This window comes from Curtobacterium sp. MCSS17_005, from assembly GCF_003234225.2.
GTDB classification, from domain to species: Bacteria; Actinomycetota; Actinomycetes; order Actinomycetales; family Microbacteriaceae; genus Curtobacterium; species Curtobacterium flaccumfaciens.
Genome location: NZ_CP126258.1, coordinates 3020920 through 3038933 on the forward strand (window position 1 = coordinate 3020920; position 18014 = coordinate 3038933).

General features: G+C 70.7%; 17 protein-coding genes and 1 tRNA gene. 6 read left to right on the forward strand and 12 right to left on the reverse strand.

Annotated features, from left to right (window positions below; translation table 11 throughout):
- Positions 1-30: 30 nt before the first annotated feature.
- From DEJ20_RS14385 to DEJ20_RS14395, 3 genes are all read right to left on the reverse strand, one after another.
- Positions 31-840 carry a hypothetical protein gene (locus DEJ20_RS14385; protein ID WP_111235786.1) on the reverse strand — a complete coding sequence of 270 codons (810 nt, stop codon included), beginning with the start codon at positions 838-840 and terminating at the stop codon, positions 31-33.
- Positions 827-1828, reverse strand: a complete 1002-nt coding sequence (locus DEJ20_RS14390) for a type IV toxin-antitoxin system AbiEi family antitoxin (protein WP_111235785.1) — start codon at positions 1826-1828, stop codon at positions 827-829. The genes DEJ20_RS14385 and DEJ20_RS14390 overlap by 14 nt, the downstream gene beginning before the upstream one ends.
- A 79-nt stretch (positions 1829-1907) precedes the next feature.
- Positions 1908-2357, reverse strand: coding sequence for a MarR family winged helix-turn-helix transcriptional regulator (locus DEJ20_RS14395; RefSeq protein WP_111235784.1), 450 nt, complete (start codon positions 2355-2357; stop codon positions 1908-1910).
- A gap of 127 nt (positions 2358-2484) precedes the next feature.
- Here DEJ20_RS14395 and DEJ20_RS14400 point away from each other — a divergent pair, with 127 nt between their 5' ends.
- A complete protein-coding gene (locus DEJ20_RS14400; protein WP_111235783.1) occupies positions 2485-3675 on the forward strand; it encodes an MFS transporter in 1191 nt (396 codons plus the stop codon).
- 65 nt (positions 3676-3740) lie between these two features.
- On the opposite strand, the gene DEJ20_RS14405 is transcribed toward DEJ20_RS14400, so the two are convergent.
- The 4 genes from DEJ20_RS14405 to DEJ20_RS14420 all read right to left on the reverse strand — a co-directional run bounded on the left by DEJ20_RS14405 (position 3741) and on the right by DEJ20_RS14420 (position 8077).
- A tRNA-Ser gene (locus DEJ20_RS14405) sits at positions 3741-3830 on the reverse strand.
- Positions 3831-4268: 438 nt separating this feature from the next.
- A complete protein-coding gene (locus DEJ20_RS14410; RefSeq protein WP_258377196.1) occupies positions 4269-5570 on the reverse strand; it encodes an LCP family protein in 1302 nt (433 codons plus the stop codon).
- Between the two features lie 202 nt (positions 5571-5772).
- Complete coding sequence (locus DEJ20_RS14415; RefSeq protein WP_111235781.1) at positions 5773-6453, reverse strand: GntR family transcriptional regulator; 681 nt, start codon at positions 6451-6453, stop codon at positions 5773-5775.
- Between the two features lie 169 nt (positions 6454-6622).
- A complete protein-coding gene (locus tag DEJ20_RS14420; RefSeq protein ID WP_502866584.1) occupies positions 6623-8077 on the reverse strand; it encodes an MFS transporter in 1455 nt (484 codons plus the stop codon).
- A gap of 224 nt (positions 8078-8301) precedes the next feature.
- On the opposite strand from DEJ20_RS14420, the gene DEJ20_RS14425 reads away from it, so the two are divergent.
- Together DEJ20_RS14425 and DEJ20_RS14430 are read left to right on the forward strand one after the other, a co-directional pair.
- Positions 8302-9687, forward strand: coding sequence for a MoxR family ATPase (locus DEJ20_RS14425; protein WP_111235780.1), 1386 nt, complete (start codon positions 8302-8304; stop codon positions 9685-9687).
- Complete coding sequence (locus DEJ20_RS14430) at positions 9680-11698, forward strand: vWA domain-containing protein (RefSeq protein ID WP_111235779.1); 2019 nt, start codon at positions 9680-9682, stop codon at positions 11696-11698. Before DEJ20_RS14425 ends, DEJ20_RS14430 begins: the two co-directional genes overlap by 8 nt.
- A gap of 70 nt (positions 11699-11768) precedes the next feature.
- On the opposite strand, the gene DEJ20_RS14435 is transcribed toward DEJ20_RS14430, so the two are convergent.
- The 3 genes from DEJ20_RS14435 to DEJ20_RS14445 are packed head-to-tail and all read right to left on the reverse strand — an operon-like array spanning position 11769 to position 13840.
- On the reverse strand, positions 11769-12527 hold the full coding sequence (locus DEJ20_RS14435) for an SCO1664 family protein (protein ID WP_111235778.1): 759 nt from the start codon (positions 12525-12527) through the stop codon (positions 11769-11771).
- Positions 12524-13051, reverse strand: coding sequence for a DUF3090 domain-containing protein (locus tag DEJ20_RS14440; RefSeq protein ID WP_110892335.1), 528 nt, complete (start codon positions 13049-13051; stop codon positions 12524-12526). Before DEJ20_RS14440 ends, DEJ20_RS14435 begins: the two co-directional genes overlap by 4 nt.
- 33 nt (positions 13052-13084) lie before the next feature.
- A complete protein-coding gene (locus DEJ20_RS14445) occupies positions 13085-13840 on the reverse strand; it encodes an MSMEG_4193 family putative phosphomutase (protein WP_111235777.1) in 756 nt (251 codons plus the stop codon).
- Between the two features lie 68 nt (positions 13841-13908).
- Between DEJ20_RS14445 and DEJ20_RS14450 the strand changes: the two genes are divergently transcribed.
- The 3 genes from DEJ20_RS14450 (at position 13909) to DEJ20_RS14460 (ending at position 16795) form a co-directional block, all read left to right on the forward strand.
- Positions 13909-15126: an MFS transporter gene (locus DEJ20_RS14450; protein WP_111235776.1), complete on the forward strand. Its 1218-nt coding sequence runs from the start codon at positions 13909-13911 to the stop codon at positions 15124-15126.
- Positions 15127-15136: 10 nt separating this feature from the next.
- Positions 15137-16291 (forward strand): AI-2E family transporter, encoded by a 1155-nt coding sequence (locus DEJ20_RS14455; protein ID WP_111235775.1) that lies wholly within the window; start codon positions 15137-15139, stop codon positions 16289-16291.
- A 75-nt stretch (positions 16292-16366) separates the two neighbouring features.
- On the forward strand, positions 16367-16795 hold the full coding sequence (locus DEJ20_RS14460; RefSeq protein WP_027466101.1) for a BLUF domain-containing protein: 429 nt from the start codon (positions 16367-16369) through the stop codon (positions 16793-16795).
- 43 nt (positions 16796-16838) lie between these two features.
- On the opposite strand, the gene DEJ20_RS14465 is transcribed toward DEJ20_RS14460, so the two are convergent.
- Complete coding sequence (locus DEJ20_RS14465; RefSeq protein ID WP_146245448.1) at positions 16839-17447, reverse strand: ScbR family autoregulator-binding transcription factor; 609 nt, start codon at positions 17445-17447, stop codon at positions 16839-16841.
- A 71-nt stretch (positions 17448-17518) separates the two neighbouring features.
- On the reverse strand, positions 17519-17989 hold the full coding sequence (locus DEJ20_RS14470) for a BLUF domain-containing protein (RefSeq protein ID WP_051596847.1): 471 nt from the start codon (positions 17987-17989) through the stop codon (positions 17519-17521).
- Between the last annotated feature and the right edge of the window lie 25 nt (positions 17990-18014).

The window sequence follows — 18014 nt, forward strand, 5'->3', positions numbered from 1 at the left end:
ACTCGGTTGAGCGTCTGCGCCTCCGTCGGGTCAGGACCGAGCGATCTCAGCGAACCCGGCGGCGAGCGCACCGACCCGAGCCTCGCGCTCGGCGAGTGCCAAGTTCCGAACCGAGGAGAACACGAACTGCTTCGCTGCGATCGGGCGCCGTTCGAGGAGTGCGTCGAGCTCGCGTGCGCGGGGTCGCGACACGATCGCGGCGGCTTCGCGCCCGAGCACACGAGCGGCGACGTGGTCCGTGTTGGAGCCGTACTCCTCCATGAGCTCGATCCGATCGTCGTTCCAGGATGCCTCCCGGACCCGTTCGTCTTCGCAGTACCAGTCCACCGCCAGCGCAAGGTCCTGTGCGTCACGGTCGTTGGCGTGTCCACGGTCCACCCAGGCTCGCAGCTTGAGCAGCGTGTACCCAGCCGCGGTGGGGAAGCGGACACGGTGCCCGCTCGGCAGGTCGACCCACGTCCCTGCACTGAAGACATCGGCCATCCCGAACACGCTCATCTGCTCGCGGCGGCGGGCCGGTGTCACCACGCCGTCGGGGTCCTCGACCCGGCCGAACGGCATGAAGTCCACTTCCATGTCGGCGACCACGAAACGCACGCCGTTCGAACCGGTCCGCGTGTACGTCGCAACGACGTCCTCGTACGTCTGCCAGTCGTCTGTGGCGATAGCGATGTCCACGTCGGAGGTCGCACGCACGGTGTCAGTCCGGCCGAACTGGACGTGATGGAGTTGGTCCCGAGCCTCCGCGCCGATGATCATGAGGCGCGCGGGGTCGACCTGTCGACCCACGAGGTCTCGGACGACGTGATCGACGACGTCGAGACGTTCATCCGAGTGCATCGGCGAGTCCCGTCTCCGCGCGGACTCTGGCCGCTGCTTCCTGCGAGCGAGAATCACCAGCAGCCATGAGCTCCGCGTACACGAGCAGTGGCGGCGCCGTCCTCACTCCGGACGGATAGGGCCGCGGGTCGGTCCAGAAGGCTTCCCGCACCCAGATGTTCGGCGTGGCCCCGGCACGCCAACGGTTCGCGAGCGCGAGCGCCGACGACCATGGCCGAACCCACAGCGACAGTGTCTCGGGCCGCAACCACGCGGTTGCCGCTTCACCGCTCCGGAACACCTCCACCCCGTCCACCGACTGGACCTCGAGGGTCTGGCCGGCGAAGGCCCGCGCTCGTTTCTCAGCTCCGAGACCCGAGGCGAACGCAGCGGACCACTGGTCGATGAGCTGCTCGCGGGCTGCACCCCCGGGTTGGAGGTCTGCCTCGTCCGTCCCGGACGCTCGCAGCGATTCGACGACCTCGCTGGCGAGCCCGACGGACACACCTGCGACCCTCGCGACGGTTCGCCGCGGCGCTGACATCATCCGCGGCCAGGTCAGCAGGACGAACAGGACCTGCGCTCGGCGAATGCTGAAGAGGTTCACGTTTCGACTGCTCACACCGCGCTCCTCGGACGCGCCCGGTCTCGTCCGGCCCCGCACGTCCACGAGTACCCCGTCGTGCCGGATGAACGCGTTGCCAGCGACGTCGACGAAGCAAGTCCCGAGCGATCGGAACTGCTCTGCAGTCCGGGCTGAGATCTTCGCTCCGACCAGCAACGTCGGTGTCGACTTCACGTTCCAAGGTGCCCGTCGCAGGGACTCCATCGTGAGCGGCTCGAGGAGTGCGATGTCCACTGGCCATCGCCAGCTGGGGTCAGCATCGCGGGTGAGTACGGCGTCCCAGAGAGCAGAGCCGTCGAACCCCTCAGGCTCCCTCGAGGCTGCGATATCGAAGCCGTACTCGCGGAGTCGCGCGATGGCCTCGTACACGATCTGGTCGTTCATGACGCTCCTCGTTCATTTTTTCTCGATGTTCAATCTAATTGAACAAGTCGAAAAACTGAACACCGCGGAACGTCATCCATCAGACGCGCGCACCCTCGAGCCGGTCGACGGACTCGGCCAGGTCGGCGAGTTCGGGGACCTCGTGCGCCTCGGCGAGGGCGCCCTCGAGCGCCGCGGCGTGGATCGGCGTCGCACGCTCGAGCAGGACCTGTCCGGCGTGCGTGAGCTCCGTGTAGAGCCCGCGACGGTCATCGGCGCACAGGACGCGGGTCAGCAGGGCGCGCTCCTCGAGCCGGTTCACCAGCCGGGTGGTCGCGCTCGGGCTGAGGGCGGCCGCGCGGGCGAGCTGCTGCATGCGCATGTGGAAGCCGTCCTGGCGGCGCAGGGCATCGAGCACAGTGAACTCCACGACGGACAGGTCGACCTGCCGGAGGTCCCGCTCCAGGCGCGTCTCGATCAGGCCGTGCAGCGCAGCCAGGGTGCGCCAGCCGTGGGCGCGGACGGCGGTGGAGGTGTCGTCGACGGACATCGGGGCTCCTTCGGTCGGTGCAGACGGCGACAGTTGCTTGCGCGGATACCCCGCGTGTGCAACTATCGATGTCCCGCGTCTGCAACAACCAGCGTACGCGGCACAGCTGCACGACGGAAGGACATCCATGCCCGCGGGACTCATCGCCCTCGCACTCGGCGGATTCGGCATCGGCCTGACCGAGTTCGTCATCACCGGGCTGCTGCCCGAGGTGGCGGCCGACTACGGCGTCACCGAGACCACCGCCGGCTGGCTCGTCACCGGGTACGCCCTGGCGGTCATCGTCGGGGCCCTCGGGCTCACCGCCGCGACCACCCGGCTCCCCCGCAAGCCCGTCCTGCTCGGGCTGCTCGTGCTGTTCGTCGTCGGCAACACCCTGTCCGCGATCGCCCCGACCTACGGCGTGATGATGACCGGCCGCGTCATCGCCGCCCTGTGCCACGGCGCGTTCTTCGGCATCGGCTCGGTCGTCGCCGCCAACATGGTCGAGCGATCCAAGCGCGCGTCGGCCGTCGCCCTGATGTTCACCGGACTCACCGCGTCGAACGTGCTCGGCGTGCCGTTCGGCACCTTCCTCGGCCAGGCCGCCGGGTGGCGTGCGACGTTCTGGGCGATCGCGGCCATCGGCGTCGTCGCCCTGATCGGCGTGCTCGTCCTCGTCCCCGCGGTCCGCTCCACCGAGGTCCCGTCCCTCGCCCGCGAACTCAGCGCCTTCCGGTCCGGGCAGGTCTGGCTGTCACTGGGCATGACCGTGCTCGGCTACGGCGGGATGTTCGGCGCCTTCACCTACATCGCGTACACCCTGACCTCGGTGTCCGGGTTCCCGTCGTCGGCGGTGCCGTGGCTGCTCATCGTGTTCGGCATCGGGCTGTTCGTCGGCAACTTCGCCGGCGGCAAGCTCGCGGCCCGCTCGATCGACCGCACGTTGCTCGTGGTGCTCGTCGTGCTGACCGTCGTGCTCGCGGTGTTCGCCCTCGTCGCGACCTCGCCGGTGCTCACCGTGATCGCCCTCGTGCTGATGGGGGCGTTCGGGTTCGCGACCGTCCCGGCCCTGCAGACGCGGGTGATGCAGTACGCCGACCACGCACCGACCCTGGCGAGCGGGGCGAACATCGCCGCGTTCAACCTCGGCAACGCACTCGGGGCCTGGATCGGCGGCCTGACCATCGCCGCCGGGCTCGGGTACACGTCGCCGATCTGGGCGGGGTCGGGGATCACCCTGGCGGCCGTGGTGCTGACGCTCGTGGCGATGGGCGCGGTGCGTCGTGGTCGCTCGGGCGTACGGACCACGACGACGGGGAGCATCGCGACGGTCTGACGCGGGCACTTCGTGCCTGAGAACGACGAAACCCCGGTCCGATCGGACCGGGGTTCATCGTCGTGCGGAGACGGAGGGATTTGAACCCTCGGTCCCCTCAAAGGGGACTCCACCTTAGCAGGGTGGTGCACTCGGCCGGACTATGCGACGTCTCCAAGCACTCTCGCGAGCGCTGCGACCACCATACAGGAGGACCGCGCCACTCTCGACCCGACGCACGCCCGCGCGTGGCACGACCCGTCACACTCGGTCCCCCGAAGTGGGGACACGTGGGGGTTGTCGGGGCGTACCCCACTGCATACCATCATCGGGACGCGGCAATCACGTTCCGGGGCTCGTCCCCGTCGTCGCGACACAGCACCCGACGTCGTTCCCCGTGCGGGCCCGGCGCGCCCGATCGCGTGGCGCCCGGCGGGGAGCGACTTCCCCTGGGGGCGCGGCCCACCACCGCGCCCCCGTTTCTGCGTTCCGGGGCAGGCACCTACCGAGCCGAGACTCGTCCCCGCGGACAGTTCACGGGCGCTGAAGGCCGCAGAGAGTCCGCCCGACCGAGACTCGGGGGCGGCAAGCAAGCAACCGCCTGCGCCCGCGCCTCAGTACCCGAACGCCTTGGAGCAGGTCTGCTGGTCGGCGGACTGGCCCTCGAGGCCGTCGATGGTCTCGGGCGTCGGGGACGGCGTGCGGGGCGCAGCGGACGACGGGGTGCCAGCAGACGGCGCTGCAGGGGTCGCAGGATCCGCGGGCTCCGACACAGCGGCCGGCGACGAAGGGGCTGCGGTCGGCTGCGTCGGGTTCGTCTGCGTTGGGTTCGTCTCGGACCCGATGCCCGTGCTGTCCGCCCCGAGGGAGAACGACTGGTCGGCCTTGATCTTCGCGAACAGCCGGTCGGCCAGGTACGTCGTCGGTTCGACCTTGCCCTCGTAGACGCCGGTGCCGCCCGTGGTGCCCGGGTACTGCACGAAGTTCACCTGCGCCAGCGGCAGGTCGCGCAGCGCCAGACCCATCTGCACCATCGTCCCGATGTCGTTCAGGCTCTGGGACAGCTGCATGTTCGACGCCGCCGCCCGGGCCAGCTTGTACAGGCGGGCCGGCGAACCGAGGGTGTCGTTCGACTTCACGGTGCGGAGCAGCGACGACAGGAACACCTGCTGGCTCGAGATCCGGCCGAGGTCCGATCCGTCGCCGACCCCGTGCCGGGTGCGCAGGAACGCCAGGGCCTCGTCACCCTGCAGGGTCGAGGTACCGGCGGGCAGGTTCAGCCCGGTGTACGAGTCGGTGATCGGCTGGGCGACGCAGACCGGCACGCCGCCGATCGCGTTCGACATCTCGATGACGCCCTTGAACGACACCGCCGCCGAGTACTGGATGTCGAGTCCGGTCAGCCCGGCGACGGTCTGCGTGACGCAGTTCAGGCCACCTTCGCCGAACGAGGTGTTGATCGGCTGCGCCGCCATCGCCGGGGCCGTGCCCGTGCCGTCGGTCTTCTTGCAAGCAGGGATCGGCGTGACGAGGTCGCGCGGGATGCTCACCGCGGTCGCGTTGGTGTGGTCGGCCGAGACGTGCAGCAGGATGTTGACGTCGTTGAGGGTCGCATCGCGCTCCCCGAAGGCAGCACTCTGCTCGGGGTCGTTGTCGGTGCCGACGACGAGCATGTTGAACCCGCCCGTGAAGGCGCTGATCGGCTTCGCGCCGCCCTTCGCCTGCGGCGCGGGCTGGCCCTGGATCTCGACGCCGTCACCGAGGTCGTCCGTGACCTGCTTCGCCGCGATCGCCGTGACCGAGACCGAACTCACCAGGGCCACTGCGACGACCGCCGAGACCGTCTTGGCAGCGGTCGCGAAGGGGCTCGAGCGCCGCAGACGTCCGTGCCGTGCGATCCCGGACGCTCGGTTCAAGCGGTGGGATCGATCGCGGACGTCGTTCACGGGCACTCCTGTCGTCGGTGGACACGCCGGGGACGGCAACCGGTCAAGGCTGCCACGACGTTGCCTGACGATCCAGTGCGAGGGACACCGGTGACGCTCACTGTGCGGTGCCGCGACCTGCGGATCCTCGGCGGTCGACGCGGACCTGAGCGGATCCGCAGCCGACGTCGGTTCAGGCGGACACGACCACCCGGAATCGGTCCGGCAGGGCGATCAGGGCGGACGACAGGTCGAGGAGCGCCGCGGCACAGTCGTCGAGGGCGTCTCGCTCAGCAGCGGCCACGGCCCGCTCGACGATCTCGACCCGTCGTCGCCGGTCGACCACGGCATCGATCCCGTTCGCCAGGGCGACGTCGTCGGTGAAGAACATGTCGAGCACGATGCGCTGCGACAGCAACCAGTCGCCACTGACCGACGACCCGCGGCGCCGCAGGTACCAGGCGCCGAGTTCGACGAAGGCACCGGCCTCGGTCCAGCACTCCCGCAGCCACACCTTGTCGAACCGGTCGTGGTACCCGACGGAGTTCGACGGCGGATCGACGAGCAGGGCCTGGGCGATCCGCAGTCGCTCGATCATCTGGTCGACCGACCACTGCGAGATCACGACACCGACGTAGCGCTGCACGGTGGCCAGTTGCAGCGACTCGAGGGTCACGAGGGCTTCGCGCACCGGTGTGCGCGACACCCGCATGTCCGATGCCAGGGTGTCGAGCCGCAGCCGCTGCCCGCGGCGGTACTCCCCCCGCAGGACGTTGTCGAGCAGTCGCAGGAACACCGCGTCGCGCAGCAGACTGCGGCGCAGGCCGTGGGGATCGAGGCCGCCGACGCCTGCTCGGATGGGGGTGTGCTCCATCAGCCCAGGGTCACGCACGGGCGGCACCCCCGAGGCGAGGGCGGTCGCTGCCGTGGATCGTGGTCGCCGGTGTCGCGCTGTGGAGGAGTGCCATGCAGGCACAGTGACAGCGCTGCGACGGCGGCGCTAAACACTCTGAATACAGAATGTCAGTCCGCCGCCGCCGGGTTCACCTCCGGTCGGACTTCGCGTCCCCGGTGAGCACCGAGAGCGGTTGAGTGACGTCCTCGAGCCCCTTCCGGGCGGCGTCGACCCCGAATATCAACGCCACCACACCGCCGCCGATCATCACGGCAGAACCGAGCAAGTACCCCCAGAACAGCGGCTCCCGGGATGACCCGTCACCGATGAAGGCACCGTAGATGGCCGGTGCGACCGCACCGAAGATCTGCGCCAGGGCGAAGAAGTACGAGATGGCCTGCGACCGCAGCTCGAGCGGGAAGATCTCGCTGACGGTCAGGTAGGCGCTCGACGCGCCGGCCGAGGCGAAGAAGAACGAGACGCACCAGAATGCGACCTGCACCGTCGCCGAGATCGCGTCGGCCCGGAACAGGAACGCGGACGTGGCGAGCACGAGGCCGGACACCAGGTACGTCAGGAAGATCATCTGGCGACGACCCCAGGTGTCGAAGAAGCGTCCCAGGATGATCGGGCCGAGCAGGTTGCCGATCGCGAACGGGAAGAAGTAGACCGCCGTCTCCGCTGTCTTCAGGCCGAAGAAGTTCGTGAGCACCAGGGCGTAGGTGAAGAAGATCGCGTTGTACAGGAACGCCTGCGTGATCATCATCGTCGCGCCGACGAGCGTGCGGGTCGGGTACTGCTTCAGCAGGACGCGCGCGATGGCCAGGAACCCGACACGGTCGGTCGGCGTGACCGTCATCGCCTTCGACTGGTCGACCTCGGGCAGGGGCTTGCCGGTCGCCTTCTCCACCGACGCCTCGATGCGGGAGACGGTGGCCTCGGCCTCTTCCTCGCGCCCGTGCGTCATCAGCCACCGCGGACTCTCCGGGATGTGGCGTCGCAGGAAGATGATCGCGATGCCGAGCACCGGGCCGAGGAAGAACCCGATGCGCCAGCCGATGTCCTCGGCGAAGTAGGAGGTGTCGAGCAGGTAGATGTTCGCGAACGCGCCGAGTGCGGCACCGCCCCAGTACGTGCCGTTGATGGCGATGTCGACGTGCCCGCGGTACTTCGCCGGGATGAGCTCGTCGATCGCCGAGTTGATCGCCGCGTACTCGCCGCCGATGCCCAAGCCCGCGACGAACCGGAAGGCCGCCAGGAACCAGAAGTCCTGCGCGAGGCCCGCGATGCCCGAACCGATCAGGTAGATCGCGAGCGTCAGGATGAACAGCTTGCGCCGCCCCAACCGGTCGGACATGCGCCCGAACACCAGGGCACCGACGACCTGGCCGACCAGGTAGATCGTCCCGAGGGACGTCACCTGCTGCGTGGACAGGTTCAGGTCCGCCTGGAAGCCCGCGTTCGACACGATCTGGATCTCGAGACCGTCGAGGATCCAGGACACGCCGAGTCCGACGACGACGCTCCAGTGGAACCGGGTCCACGGCAAGCGGTCCATCCTGGCGGGCACCAGGCTCTTGATGGTTGCGTTCGCGCTGCTCACGAAAGGGGACCGTACGCCGAGATCGCCGATGTGGTTCAGACGCGGAACGAGGAACCGGGGGCGGAGCCGGATCCCCCTACTTCGAATCCGGCTCCGTCGCCGGGATCTCAATGATCGCAAGTGCGATGGAAACCCACAAGCGGACGGGAGGCGCGGTGCGGGCCCGCCACGGGCCTCCTGTCCGTACCTGGTCGCCGTCGCGAACGCGGCGTAGCGTCGGAGAGGTGACCCGACCTGACATCCGCACGGTCGGCGAGCTCCGCACCTCTGGTCACGTCCAGAAGACGGTCCGCGCCGAGATCCGCGACAACCTGCTCACCGCCCTGCGCCAGGGCACCGATCCGTGGCCCGGCCTGCACGGCTTCGAGACCACCGTCATCCCCCAGCTCGAACGCGCCCTGATCGCCGGGCACGACGTCGTCCTGCTCGGCGAGCGCGGCCAGGGCAAGACCCGCCTGCTCCGCACCCTGCAGGGCCTGCTCGACGAGTGGACACCGGTCATCACCGGCTCCGAGCTCGGCGAGCACCCGTACGAACCGATCACCACCGCGAGCATCCGGCGCGCCGACGACCTCGGCGACGCCCTGCCGATCAGCTGGCGGCACCGCGACGACCGCTACGTCGAGAAGCTCGCGACACCGGACACGAGCGTCGCCGACCTGATCGGTGACGTCGACCCGATGAAGGTCGCTGAGGGCCGCAGTCTGGGCGACCCGGAGACCATCCACTTCGGGCTCGTCCCCCGTGGGCACCGTGGCATCGTCGCGATCAACGAGCTGCCCGACCTGGCCGAACGCATCCAGGTCGCGATGCTCAACGTGATGGAGGAGCGCGACGTCCAGATCCGCGGCTACGTGCTGCGGCTGCCGCTCGACGTGCTCGTCGTGGCGAGCGCGAACCCAGAGGACTACACGAACCGCGGCCGGATCATCACGCCGCTGAAGGACCGCTTCGGTGCCGAGATCCGCACGCACTACCCGATCGAGCTCGACGACGAGATCGCCGTCATCCGGCAGGAGGCCCAGCTGACGGCCGAGGTCCCCGATGCCCTGATCGAGATCCTCGCCCGGTTCACGCGGGCACTTCGTGGTTCGAGCGCCGTCGACCAGCGCAGCGGTGTGAGCGCCCGGTTCGCGATCGCCGGTGCCGAGACGGTGTCCGCTGCTGCGGTGCACCGCGCAGCTCGCCAGGGCGAGGACGAGGCGGTCGCGCGGCCGATCGACCTCGAGACCGCGGTGGACGTCCTCGGCGGCAAGATCGAGTTCGAGAACGGCGAAGAGGACCGGGCCGACGAGGTCCTCGAGCACCTGCTCCGCACCGCGACCGCCGAGACCGTGCGCTCCCGGTTCACGGGTCTCGACTTCGCGGTGCTCGTGGACGCGCTCGACGGCGGCACGATGGTGACCACGGGCGAGCAGGTCAGCGCCCGGGCGTTCCTCGAAGGGCTCCCGTCGATCGGTGAGTCCGACCTGTACGACCAGGTGTGCGACCGGATGGGTGCCACGAACGACGGCGAACGGGCCGGCGCGATCGAGCTCGCCCTCGAGGGCCTGTTCCTGGCCCGGCGCATCAGCAAGGAGTCCGGCGGGGGCGAAGCCGTCTATGGCTAGGCAGAACCGGCGCCTGTCGCGCGACACCCGGTACGGCCGGTACACCGACGGACCCGACCCGCTCGCCGCCCCGGTCGACCTGGCCGAGGCGCTCGACGCCATCGGGCAGGACGTGATGGGCGGCACGTCGCCCGAGCGCGCGATGCGGGAGTTCCTGCGGCGTGGCGGCCGGACGCAGCGCGGTCTCGACGACCTGGCCCGCCGGGTGGCCGAGCGCCGCCGTGAGCTGACGAGCAGGAACAACCTCGACGGCACCCTGCAGCAGGTGCGCGAGCTCCTCGACCAGGCGCTGCTCGCCGAGCGCGGGGAGCTCGCCCGCAACGTCGACCTCGACGACGGCGACCGGGCCCTGGCCGAACTGCAGCTCGACAGCCTGTCGCCCTCCCCCGCCGCCGCGGTGCAGGAGCTCGGTGACTACGACTGGACGAGCCCGACCGCGCGCCAGAAGTACGACGAGATCAAGGACCTGCTCGGCCGCGAGGTGCTCGACCAGCGCTTCGCCGGCATGAAGCAGGCGCTCGAGGGTGCCACCGACCAGGACCGGGCCGCGGTCAGCGCGATGATGCAGGACCTCAACGCGCTCCTCGAGGCGCACGCCCGCGGCGAGGACACCCAGCAGCAGTTCGACGACTTCATGGACCAGCACGGCGAGTACTTCCCGTCGGACCCCGCGAACGTCGACGAGCTGCTCGACGACCTGGCGGCCCGCGCGGCCGCGGCGCAGCGCATGCGGAACTCGATGACCCAGGAGCAGCGGGACGAACTCGACGCCCTCGCCCAGCAGGCCTTCGGCTCCCCCGACCTGATGGGGCAGCTGTCCCAGCTCGACGGCACCCTGCGCGCACTGCGTCCCGGCGAGGACTGGGGCGGATCGGAACGCATGGACGGTGAACAGGGCCTCGGCCTGGGCGACGGCACCGGGGTGTTCCAGGACATCGCGGACCTCGACGCCCTCGCCGACCAGCTCGCCCAGTCCGCCCCGGGCTCGGAGCTGGACGACCTGGACCTCGACGCGCTGTCGCGGCAGCTCGGCGACGAGGCGGCGGTCGACGCGAGGACCCTGCAGCGCCTGGAGCAGGCGCTCCGGAACTCCGGGGCGATGCGCCGCGGAGCTGACGGGCAGCTCCGGCTCACCCCGAAGGCGATGCGGCAGCTCGGCAAGAGCCTGCTCAAGGACGTCGCCCAGCGGATGTCCGGTCGCCAGGGAGCGCGGGACCTCCGTCGCTCGGGCGCCGCGGGCGAGCCCTCGGGGGCGTCGCGGCAGTGGGCGTTCGGTGACACCGAGCCCTGGGACATCCCCCGGACGATCACGAACGCCGTCGTGCGGACGGCGGCCAGCGGGCGGCAGGGTGCGGGCGTACGCCTGAGCATCGAGGACGTCGAGGTGCAGGAGACCGAGGCCCGCACCCAGGCCTGCGTCGCGCTGCTCGTCGACACGTCGTTCTCGATGGCGATGGAGGACCGCTGGGTGCCGATGAAGCGCACCGCCCTGGCGCTGCACACCCTGGTGTCGACCCGGTTCCGCGGCGACGACCTGCAGCTCATCGCCTTCGGTCGTGAAGCCGAGGTGATGGACGTCGAACAGCTCGTCGGTCTCGACGCGATGTGGGACAAGGGCACGAACCTGCACCACGCCCTGCTGCTCGCCAACCGGCACTTCCGGAAGCACCCGACCGCCCAACCGGTGCTCCTCATCGTCACCGACGGCGAGCCGACGTCGCACCTCGAGCCGAACGGGCAGGTCTGGTTCGACTACCCGCCCGACCCGGTGACGATCGCGCTGACCGTGCGGGAGCTCGAGAACGCCGGACGCCTCGGTGCCCAGACGACGTTCTTCCGGCTCGGCGAGGACCCGGGGCTCGCCCGGTTCATCGACGCCATGGCGAAGCGGGTGGACGGCAGCGTCGTGGCACCGGAGAACGACGATCTCGGGGTCGCCGTGGTCGGCTCGTACCTCGGCTCGCGTCGGGGGGCCGGCGGCGCGCTCTTCCGCGACGACTGGGGGCTCTGAACCCCACACGGGACGGACGGGAGGCCCGTGGCGAGACCGCCACGGGCCTCCCGTCCGTCTCTGGGTGCGTCTAGAACAGCGGCCAGGGCACGGCGGGGCCGTGACCGGGCGGCGGCGGGAAGATCCCGACGGCACGCAGGGCCGCGCAGCGCGCCCGGAGCGTGTCGATCTCCTCGTCCGTCAGGTGCTCGGCGAGCTCGTCGCCGAGGCCACCGCGCAGGGCTTCGGACACCCGGTCGAGTCCCTCGAGCTCGTCCGGCCCGAGCGGCTCCCCGATCCAGCCCCACAGGACCGTCCGGAGCTTGTGCTCGACGTGGAAGGTGAGCCCGTGGTCCACGCCGAAGCGGTGGCCGTCGGGCATCGCGAGCACGTGCCCGCCCTTGCGGTCGGCGTTGTTCACGACGACGTCGAAGACGGCCATCCGGCGCAGCGCCTCGGAGTCCTCGTGCACGAGCGTCACGGGCTGGTCGTGTTCGTCGATGGCCTCGAGCACGGGCAGCCAGGGCGAACCGTCCGCCTCGGCGAGCTCCGGCGTCACCAGGTCGACGGCGTCCTGCTCGGGGTCGACGTCCTGCCAACGCTGCACCATGCCGGGCCCGAACGGACCGTCACCCATCCACGTGGGCGGGACGACGCCCCAGCCGAACGCCTCGGAGACCAGGTGTGCGGCGATCTCGCGGCCAGCGAGCGTGCCGTCCGGGAAGTCCCACAGCGGGCGCTCGCCCTCGATGGGCTTGTAGACGACGGTTGCACCGTCGAGTTCCGCGAGGAAGGTGGCGTTGGACGCCTCGCGGATGCGCGCCCGGACGGTGAGCGAGCCGTCGCTCATGCGTCGCCGGGCGGACGACCGGCGGCGACGACCTCACGCGTGCGCTCGACGAAGGCCCGGGCGGTGCCGACCGGGATCTTCACCTGGAACAGCTCGGCGGGCTCGGGGATCTCGACGACGGCCTCGATCTCGATCCCGTCCTCGCTCTCCTCGGACACGATCTCGACCTCGTCGTCGATCGGGTACGCCTCGATGACGACCTGCGCGGTGGCCGGGTCGAAGCCCAGGCTCAGGGCTCCGGCGCGGAACTCGGCCTCGACGGGCTGGTCGAGCGGCTCCGGGTCGCGGAGTTCGACCGGCACCGACGGCGGCACGCTGAAGCGGTTGTCGTCGACGGTCGCGACCTCGTCGAGGAGCTCGTCGATCTTGTCGGCGAGCACGGCGGTCTGCTCCTTCTCGAGCGCGACGCTGGTGACGCGTCGACCGGAGCGGGCCTGGATGTAGAAGGCGCGCTCACCCGGACGGCCGATGGTGCCGACGACGAGGCGGTCCGGCCAGTCGAAGCCGTGGACGATGGTGGGCATACCCGCATTGTAGGAGCGCTCGGCTCCGGCCGTTCAGGGTCGGGCAGGACCCGCGGGCGCGTCGGGCGCCGGACGCCCGGTGCCGGTGTGCGCATCGGGTTCCGGATGGCCTGCGCCGCCGCCGACCGCGGCGTCCCCGCTGGGTGCCGGGGCGGTGCGCAGCCAGGACAGGTCACCGGACTCGGTGTTCGTCGCGACGACCTCGGGGCGGTGCTCGCCGTAGCGCACGACGGACACCGAGGCCGGGCCGACGCCGATGCGCTGGAACAGGTCCAGGTGCATGCCGAACGCGTCGGCGAGGACGCTCTTGATGATGTCGCCGTGGCTCACCGCGACCCAGACGGCGCCGGGTCCGTGCTCCGCCTCGACCTCGGCGTCGATGCGCCGGACGGCCGCGACGGCCCGGGACTGCATCGTCTGCATGGACTCGCCGCCGGGGAACACGACGGCGCTCGGGTTCGCCTGCACCGTGCGCCAGAGGGGCTCCTTCGCCAGGTCGGCGAGCTTCCGGCCCTGCCACTGCCCGTAGTCGGCCTCGGTGATGGCCCGCTCGATCAGCGAGGCGGGTGACCCGGTCTGCCGGTCCAGGATCGCACGGGCGGTCTGCCGGCAGCGCTCGAGCGGACTCGACACCACGGCGACGACGGGCACCGCGGCGATGCGCTCCGCGGCCCGCTCGGCCTGGGTGCGGCCGACGGCATCGAGTCGCACGCCGGCGGTGCGTCCGGCCAGGACGCCGGTGGCGTTCGCGGTGGTGCGTCCGTGACGGACGAGGAGGACGGTCGCCATGCGCCCGATCCTAAGCGCGGGACGCGGCCGCCCTTGACGGGCCGCCCGGGGACCGATCAGATGGGGGCATGGCCGGGCGGCATCGACTCGCACTCTTCGCCACGTCGACGGTGACCGGGTTCGGGATCGCGACGTGGATCACCCGGACGCCCGCGATCCGCGACGAGCTCGGAGCCTCGATCGAGGCGATGGGCCTCGTCCTGCTCGGGCTGTCGATCGGGTCGATGATCGGGATCCTCGGCGCCGGGGCGCTGGTGCGACGGACCGGCAACCGCCCGCTCATCCTGCTCGGGGGCGCGCTGCCCGTCGTCGGCATGGTGCTCGTCGCGCTGCTCGCCCCGGCGCAGGTCGCCGCCGGGGTCTGGGTCGGGCTGTTCCTGATCGGCTTCGGGGCGGGAGTCGCCGAGATCGGGCTGAACGTCGAGGCCGCCGCGGTCGAACGGCAGATCGGACGACCGGTCGTGCCGGTGTTGCACGCGTGCTTCAGCCTCGGCAGTGTGGTCGGTGGGGTCGTCGGCATCGCCATGACGGCGGCGGGGACCCCGGTCCGGGTGCACCTGCTCGTCGGCGCCGCGGTGATGGCCGCGCTGGCGGGGTTCGCGGCGCTGAACCTGCGGCCGGTGCCCCGTGAGACACCGACCGATGCGCCTGCTGTTGCCCGCGGCACCCGTCGGGGAGCCCGCCGCTCCGTCCTCACCGTGCAGCTCGCCATGATCGCCGTGATCACCCTGGCGATGGCCTTCGCCGAGGGGGCCGCGAGCGACTGGCTCCCGCTGCTGATGACCACCGACCACGACGCCCCCGAGTCCGTCGGGTCCCTCGTGTTCACCGGGTTCGCCCTCGCCATGCTCATCGGTCGTGCGGCCGGCACCCCGCTCGTCGCCCGGTTCGGACGCGCCCCGGTCGTCCGGGTCTGTGCCGCGGTCGGCGCGGTGGGGGTCCTGCTCGTCGTGCTGTCACCGAGTCCGGTCGTCACCGCGGCGGCCGCCGGCGTCTGGGGTCTGGGAATCGCGCTCGGGTTCCCGCTGTCGATCTCCGCCGCCGGCGACCACCCCACCGACGGCGACCGCCGGGTGTCGGTGGTGGCCACCGCCGGGTACATAGCGTTCCTGGTGGGGCCGCCGCTGCTCGGGTTCGTCGGGGAGCACCTCGGTCTGCAGACGGCGATGCTCGTGCCCCTCGTCCTGCTGGTCGCGGCGTTCCTGGTCGCGCCGGCGACGCGGGGACAGGACACTGGGCGGACGATCGAGCCGGCGGAAGCGGCGCGTCGGCCGTCCGGTCGGTAGCGTCTCGGGCATGCCGTTCTTCCGCGACGCTCCGCGCCCGACCACCCCAGCCCCGCCGTCCAGGGTCCAGGCCGCGTGGTCCGACTCCGCCGGGCACCTCGCGACCCGCTGCCTGCAGCTCATCATCGTCGTGGTGGTCGTCGCCGGCATCGTCTGGGCGAGCAACATCTTGAGCGTCGTCACGATCCCCGTGCTCCTCGCCCTCATCATCGCGTCGGCCATGCACCCCGTGGTGTCGTGGCTCCGCAAGCACCGGGTGCCGTCGGTGGTGGCCACCCTCGCGGTGCTCATCGGCGTCCTCGCGGTCCTCGGCCTGCTCGGCTGGCTCATCGTCGTCGCGGTCGAGAACCAGTGGGCACAGCTGCAGAAGTCCGCCGTCGACGGGTTCCAGCAGCTGCAGACGTTCGCGAAGACCCTGCCGTTCTCGATCTCCGACAAGCAGATCGACGACGCGGTCGCCGGGGCCTCCGACTTCGTCACGAGCGCGCAGTTCGGCTCCGGTGCCCTCGCCGGCGCCTCGGCCACCGCGAACTTCCTGACCGGGCTCGTCCTGATGATCGTCGTGCTGTTCTTCTTCCTGAAGGACGGCCCGAGCATCTGGGAGTTCCTGCTCCGCCCCTTCACCGGTGAGCGCTACGCCCGAGCTCGTCGCGTCGGCGACCGGGTCGTCTCGACCCTCGGCGGGTACGTCCGCGGCACCGCCACCGTTGCTGCCGTCGACGCGATCGGCATCGGCGTCAGCATCGCGATCGTCGGCGTGCCCCTCGCCCTGCCGTTGGCCGTCATCGTGTTCATCACCGCGTTCATCCCGATCGTCGGTGCCACCGCCGCGGGTATCCTCGCGGCCCTCGTCGCGCTCGTGGCCCTCGGCCCGGTGCAGGCGCTCATCGTGGTCGGCATCGTGATCGTCGTGAACCAGCTCGAGGGCAACTTCCTGCAGCCGGTCCTGATGGGTCGCACCCTCAAGCTGCACGGCCTCGTCATCCTGATCGGGCTGACCGCCGGCACCGTCCTCGCCGGCATCACCGGCGCGATCATCTCGGTGCCGCTGATCGCCGCGGCCTGGGGTGCGATCCTGGTCTGGGACGGCCCGAACACTCCGGCCCGTCCGTGGCGGAAGAAGCGCAACGAGGACGTCACCGCGCACGAGCTGCCGCAGGGCTGATCCGCAGGGCTGATCCGCAGGCGCGTTGCGGACATCCACTTCGCGCAACGGGCCTGCACCCAGCAGGATGGAGGAGTGCTCGTCTCCATCGTCTACATGAGTCGTGCCGTCGTCCCCTTCGACGACCAGGCCATGGCGGTGCTGCTCGCGGAGTCCCGGCTGCGCAACGAAGCGCTCGGGGTCTCCGGGCTCCTGCTCGCCAAGGGCGGCCGCTTCATGCAGCTGCTCGAGGGGCCCGCGTGGAGCGTGCAGGACCGGTACGACGTGATCGCGAAGGACCGACGTCACGGCGAGGTCAAGTCGCTGGTGCGCGAGGACATCGAGCGCCGACGGTTCGACGGCTGGTCGATGGCCTACCGCGCGCTCGACGACTCGGACCTCCGCTCCGAGGAGGGCTTCAGTCCCTTCCTGTCCGGCACGATGGACTTCCCGCGCTCGTTCGACCGGACCAGTGCGGCCTGGCTGCTGAAGTGGTTCCGCGACCGCGAGCTGCACGACCTCTGACCCACCGGCAGCGACGCACTCCGACCGCGCCATACCCAGCGGTTCAGTCGGTGCCGAACGCGTCCTCGACGACGGCGAGCAGCCGGTCGCGGTGCTTCGGATCTGCCGTCGCCGCGATCACCACGCGCCACATGGTCGCCACGGCCGGCATCAGGTCGGTGCGTCGCGTCCGGACGTCGGACACGAGCTGCACGCCCGTGAAGTACGGCACCACCGTCGAACCGAGCTGCTCCGCGGTCAGGTCCGTCCGGAGTTCGCCGCTCGCGACCGCCAACCGGAACACGTCGACGATCCCGCCGATCCACTGCTCGTAGAAGCTCAGCGTCGCGGTCTGGAACTCGCCGCGCTCCAGCGACAACCGGATCCCCGCCCGCACGATCGGGTCGGTCCGGAGCAGGTCGGCGATGCCGTGCGACGCCCCGATCAGCGCGGCGACCGGCGAGCTGTCGGTGTGGCTGACGACGTCGAAGGTGCGGGCGTTCTGCTCGCCGATGACGCCGAGCGCCAGGGCGAGCTTCGTCGGGAAGTGGAAGTGGAGCGTGCCCTGCGAGACGCCCGCCGTGCGGGCGATGCCCGCGATCGTCGCGCCGGCGAAGCCGACGCGGTCGAACTCCTCCGCCGCGGCCACCAGGATCTGCTCACGTCGTTCCACGGGACCAGTCTGTCGGTCTGGAGGCACGGGGCGGGCCCGCACCGCGCCTCCAGTCCGAGGGGTGGTGCGTCTCAGGCCGCGTGCCGGCCGAGCGTGATGCGCTCCTCGGGCAGGTCCTGCAGGTCGCGCCCACGGAACCAGCGGAGCAGCCAGTCGGCGGGCGTGCCCGCCACCCCGGTCGGCAGACCGGTGCGGTCGCTGAGGAAGGTGCTGAAGCCGGGCTCGTCACGGAGTTCGTCCCCGGTCGGGCTGCCGAACGCCATCGCCCAGCCGTCGAACCGACGCGTGCTGATGGACTCACGCGACAGCGACTTCACGCCGGTGTGCCGCGGGTCGCGCTCGATCGCGGCGAAGCGGTCCTCGACGCTCCAGACCGGACCCTCGAGCACCTGCATGAAGCGGCCGCCCTTGGCGAGCAGCAGCCCGGAGACGCCGAGCGCGTGGTTGCGGAGCCGCGCCTCACGCAGCATGGCGACCAGCTGGTCGTCGGTCAGGTCGTCGACGGCGACGGACATGTAGACGAGGGAGGTGAGGGAGGTCATCCCCTGCAGTCTGGGTCGTGGTCGG

Bases quoted from the DNA above. Each gene is read 5' to 3' on its own strand.
- DEJ20_RS14390 (WP_111235785.1), bottom strand. From the start codon at position 1,828: ATGAACGACCAGATCGTGTACGAGGCCATCGCGCGACTCCGCGAGTAC.
- DEJ20_RS14450 (WP_111235776.1), top strand. From the start codon at position 13,909: ATGGCCGGGCGGCATCGACTCGCACTCTTCGCCACGTCGACGGTGACC.
- DEJ20_RS14435 (WP_111235778.1), bottom strand. From the start codon at position 12,527: ATGAGCGACGGCTCGCTCACCGTCCGGGCGCGCATCCGCGAGGCGTCC.
- DEJ20_RS14440 (WP_110892335.1), bottom strand. From the start codon at position 13,051: ATGCCCACCATCGTCCACGGCTTCGACTGGCCGGACCGCCTCGTCGTC.
- DEJ20_RS14400 (WP_111235783.1), top strand. From the start codon at position 2,485: ATGCCCGCGGGACTCATCGCCCTCGCACTCGGCGGATTCGGCATCGGC.
- DEJ20_RS14445 (WP_111235777.1), bottom strand. From the start codon at position 13,840: ATGGCGACCGTCCTCCTCGTCCGTCACGGACGCACCACCGCGAACGCC.
- DEJ20_RS14470 (WP_051596847.1), bottom strand. From the start codon at position 17,989: ATGACCTCCCTCACCTCCCTCGTCTACATGTCCGTCGCCGTCGACGAC.
- DEJ20_RS14455 (WP_111235775.1), top strand. From the start codon at position 15,137: ATGCCGTTCTTCCGCGACGCTCCGCGCCCGACCACCCCAGCCCCGCCG.
- DEJ20_RS14415 (WP_111235781.1), bottom strand. From the start codon at position 6,453: ATGGAGCACACCCCCATCCGAGCAGGCGTCGGCGGCCTCGATCCCCAC.
- DEJ20_RS14395 (WP_111235784.1), bottom strand. From the start codon at position 2,357: ATGTCCGTCGACGACACCTCCACCGCCGTCCGCGCCCACGGCTGGCGC.
- DEJ20_RS14385 (WP_111235786.1), bottom strand. From the start codon at position 840: ATGCACTCGGATGAACGTCTCGACGTCGTCGATCACGTCGTCCGAGAC.
- DEJ20_RS14430 (WP_111235779.1), top strand. From the start codon at position 9,680: ATGGCTAGGCAGAACCGGCGCCTGTCGCGCGACACCCGGTACGGCCGG.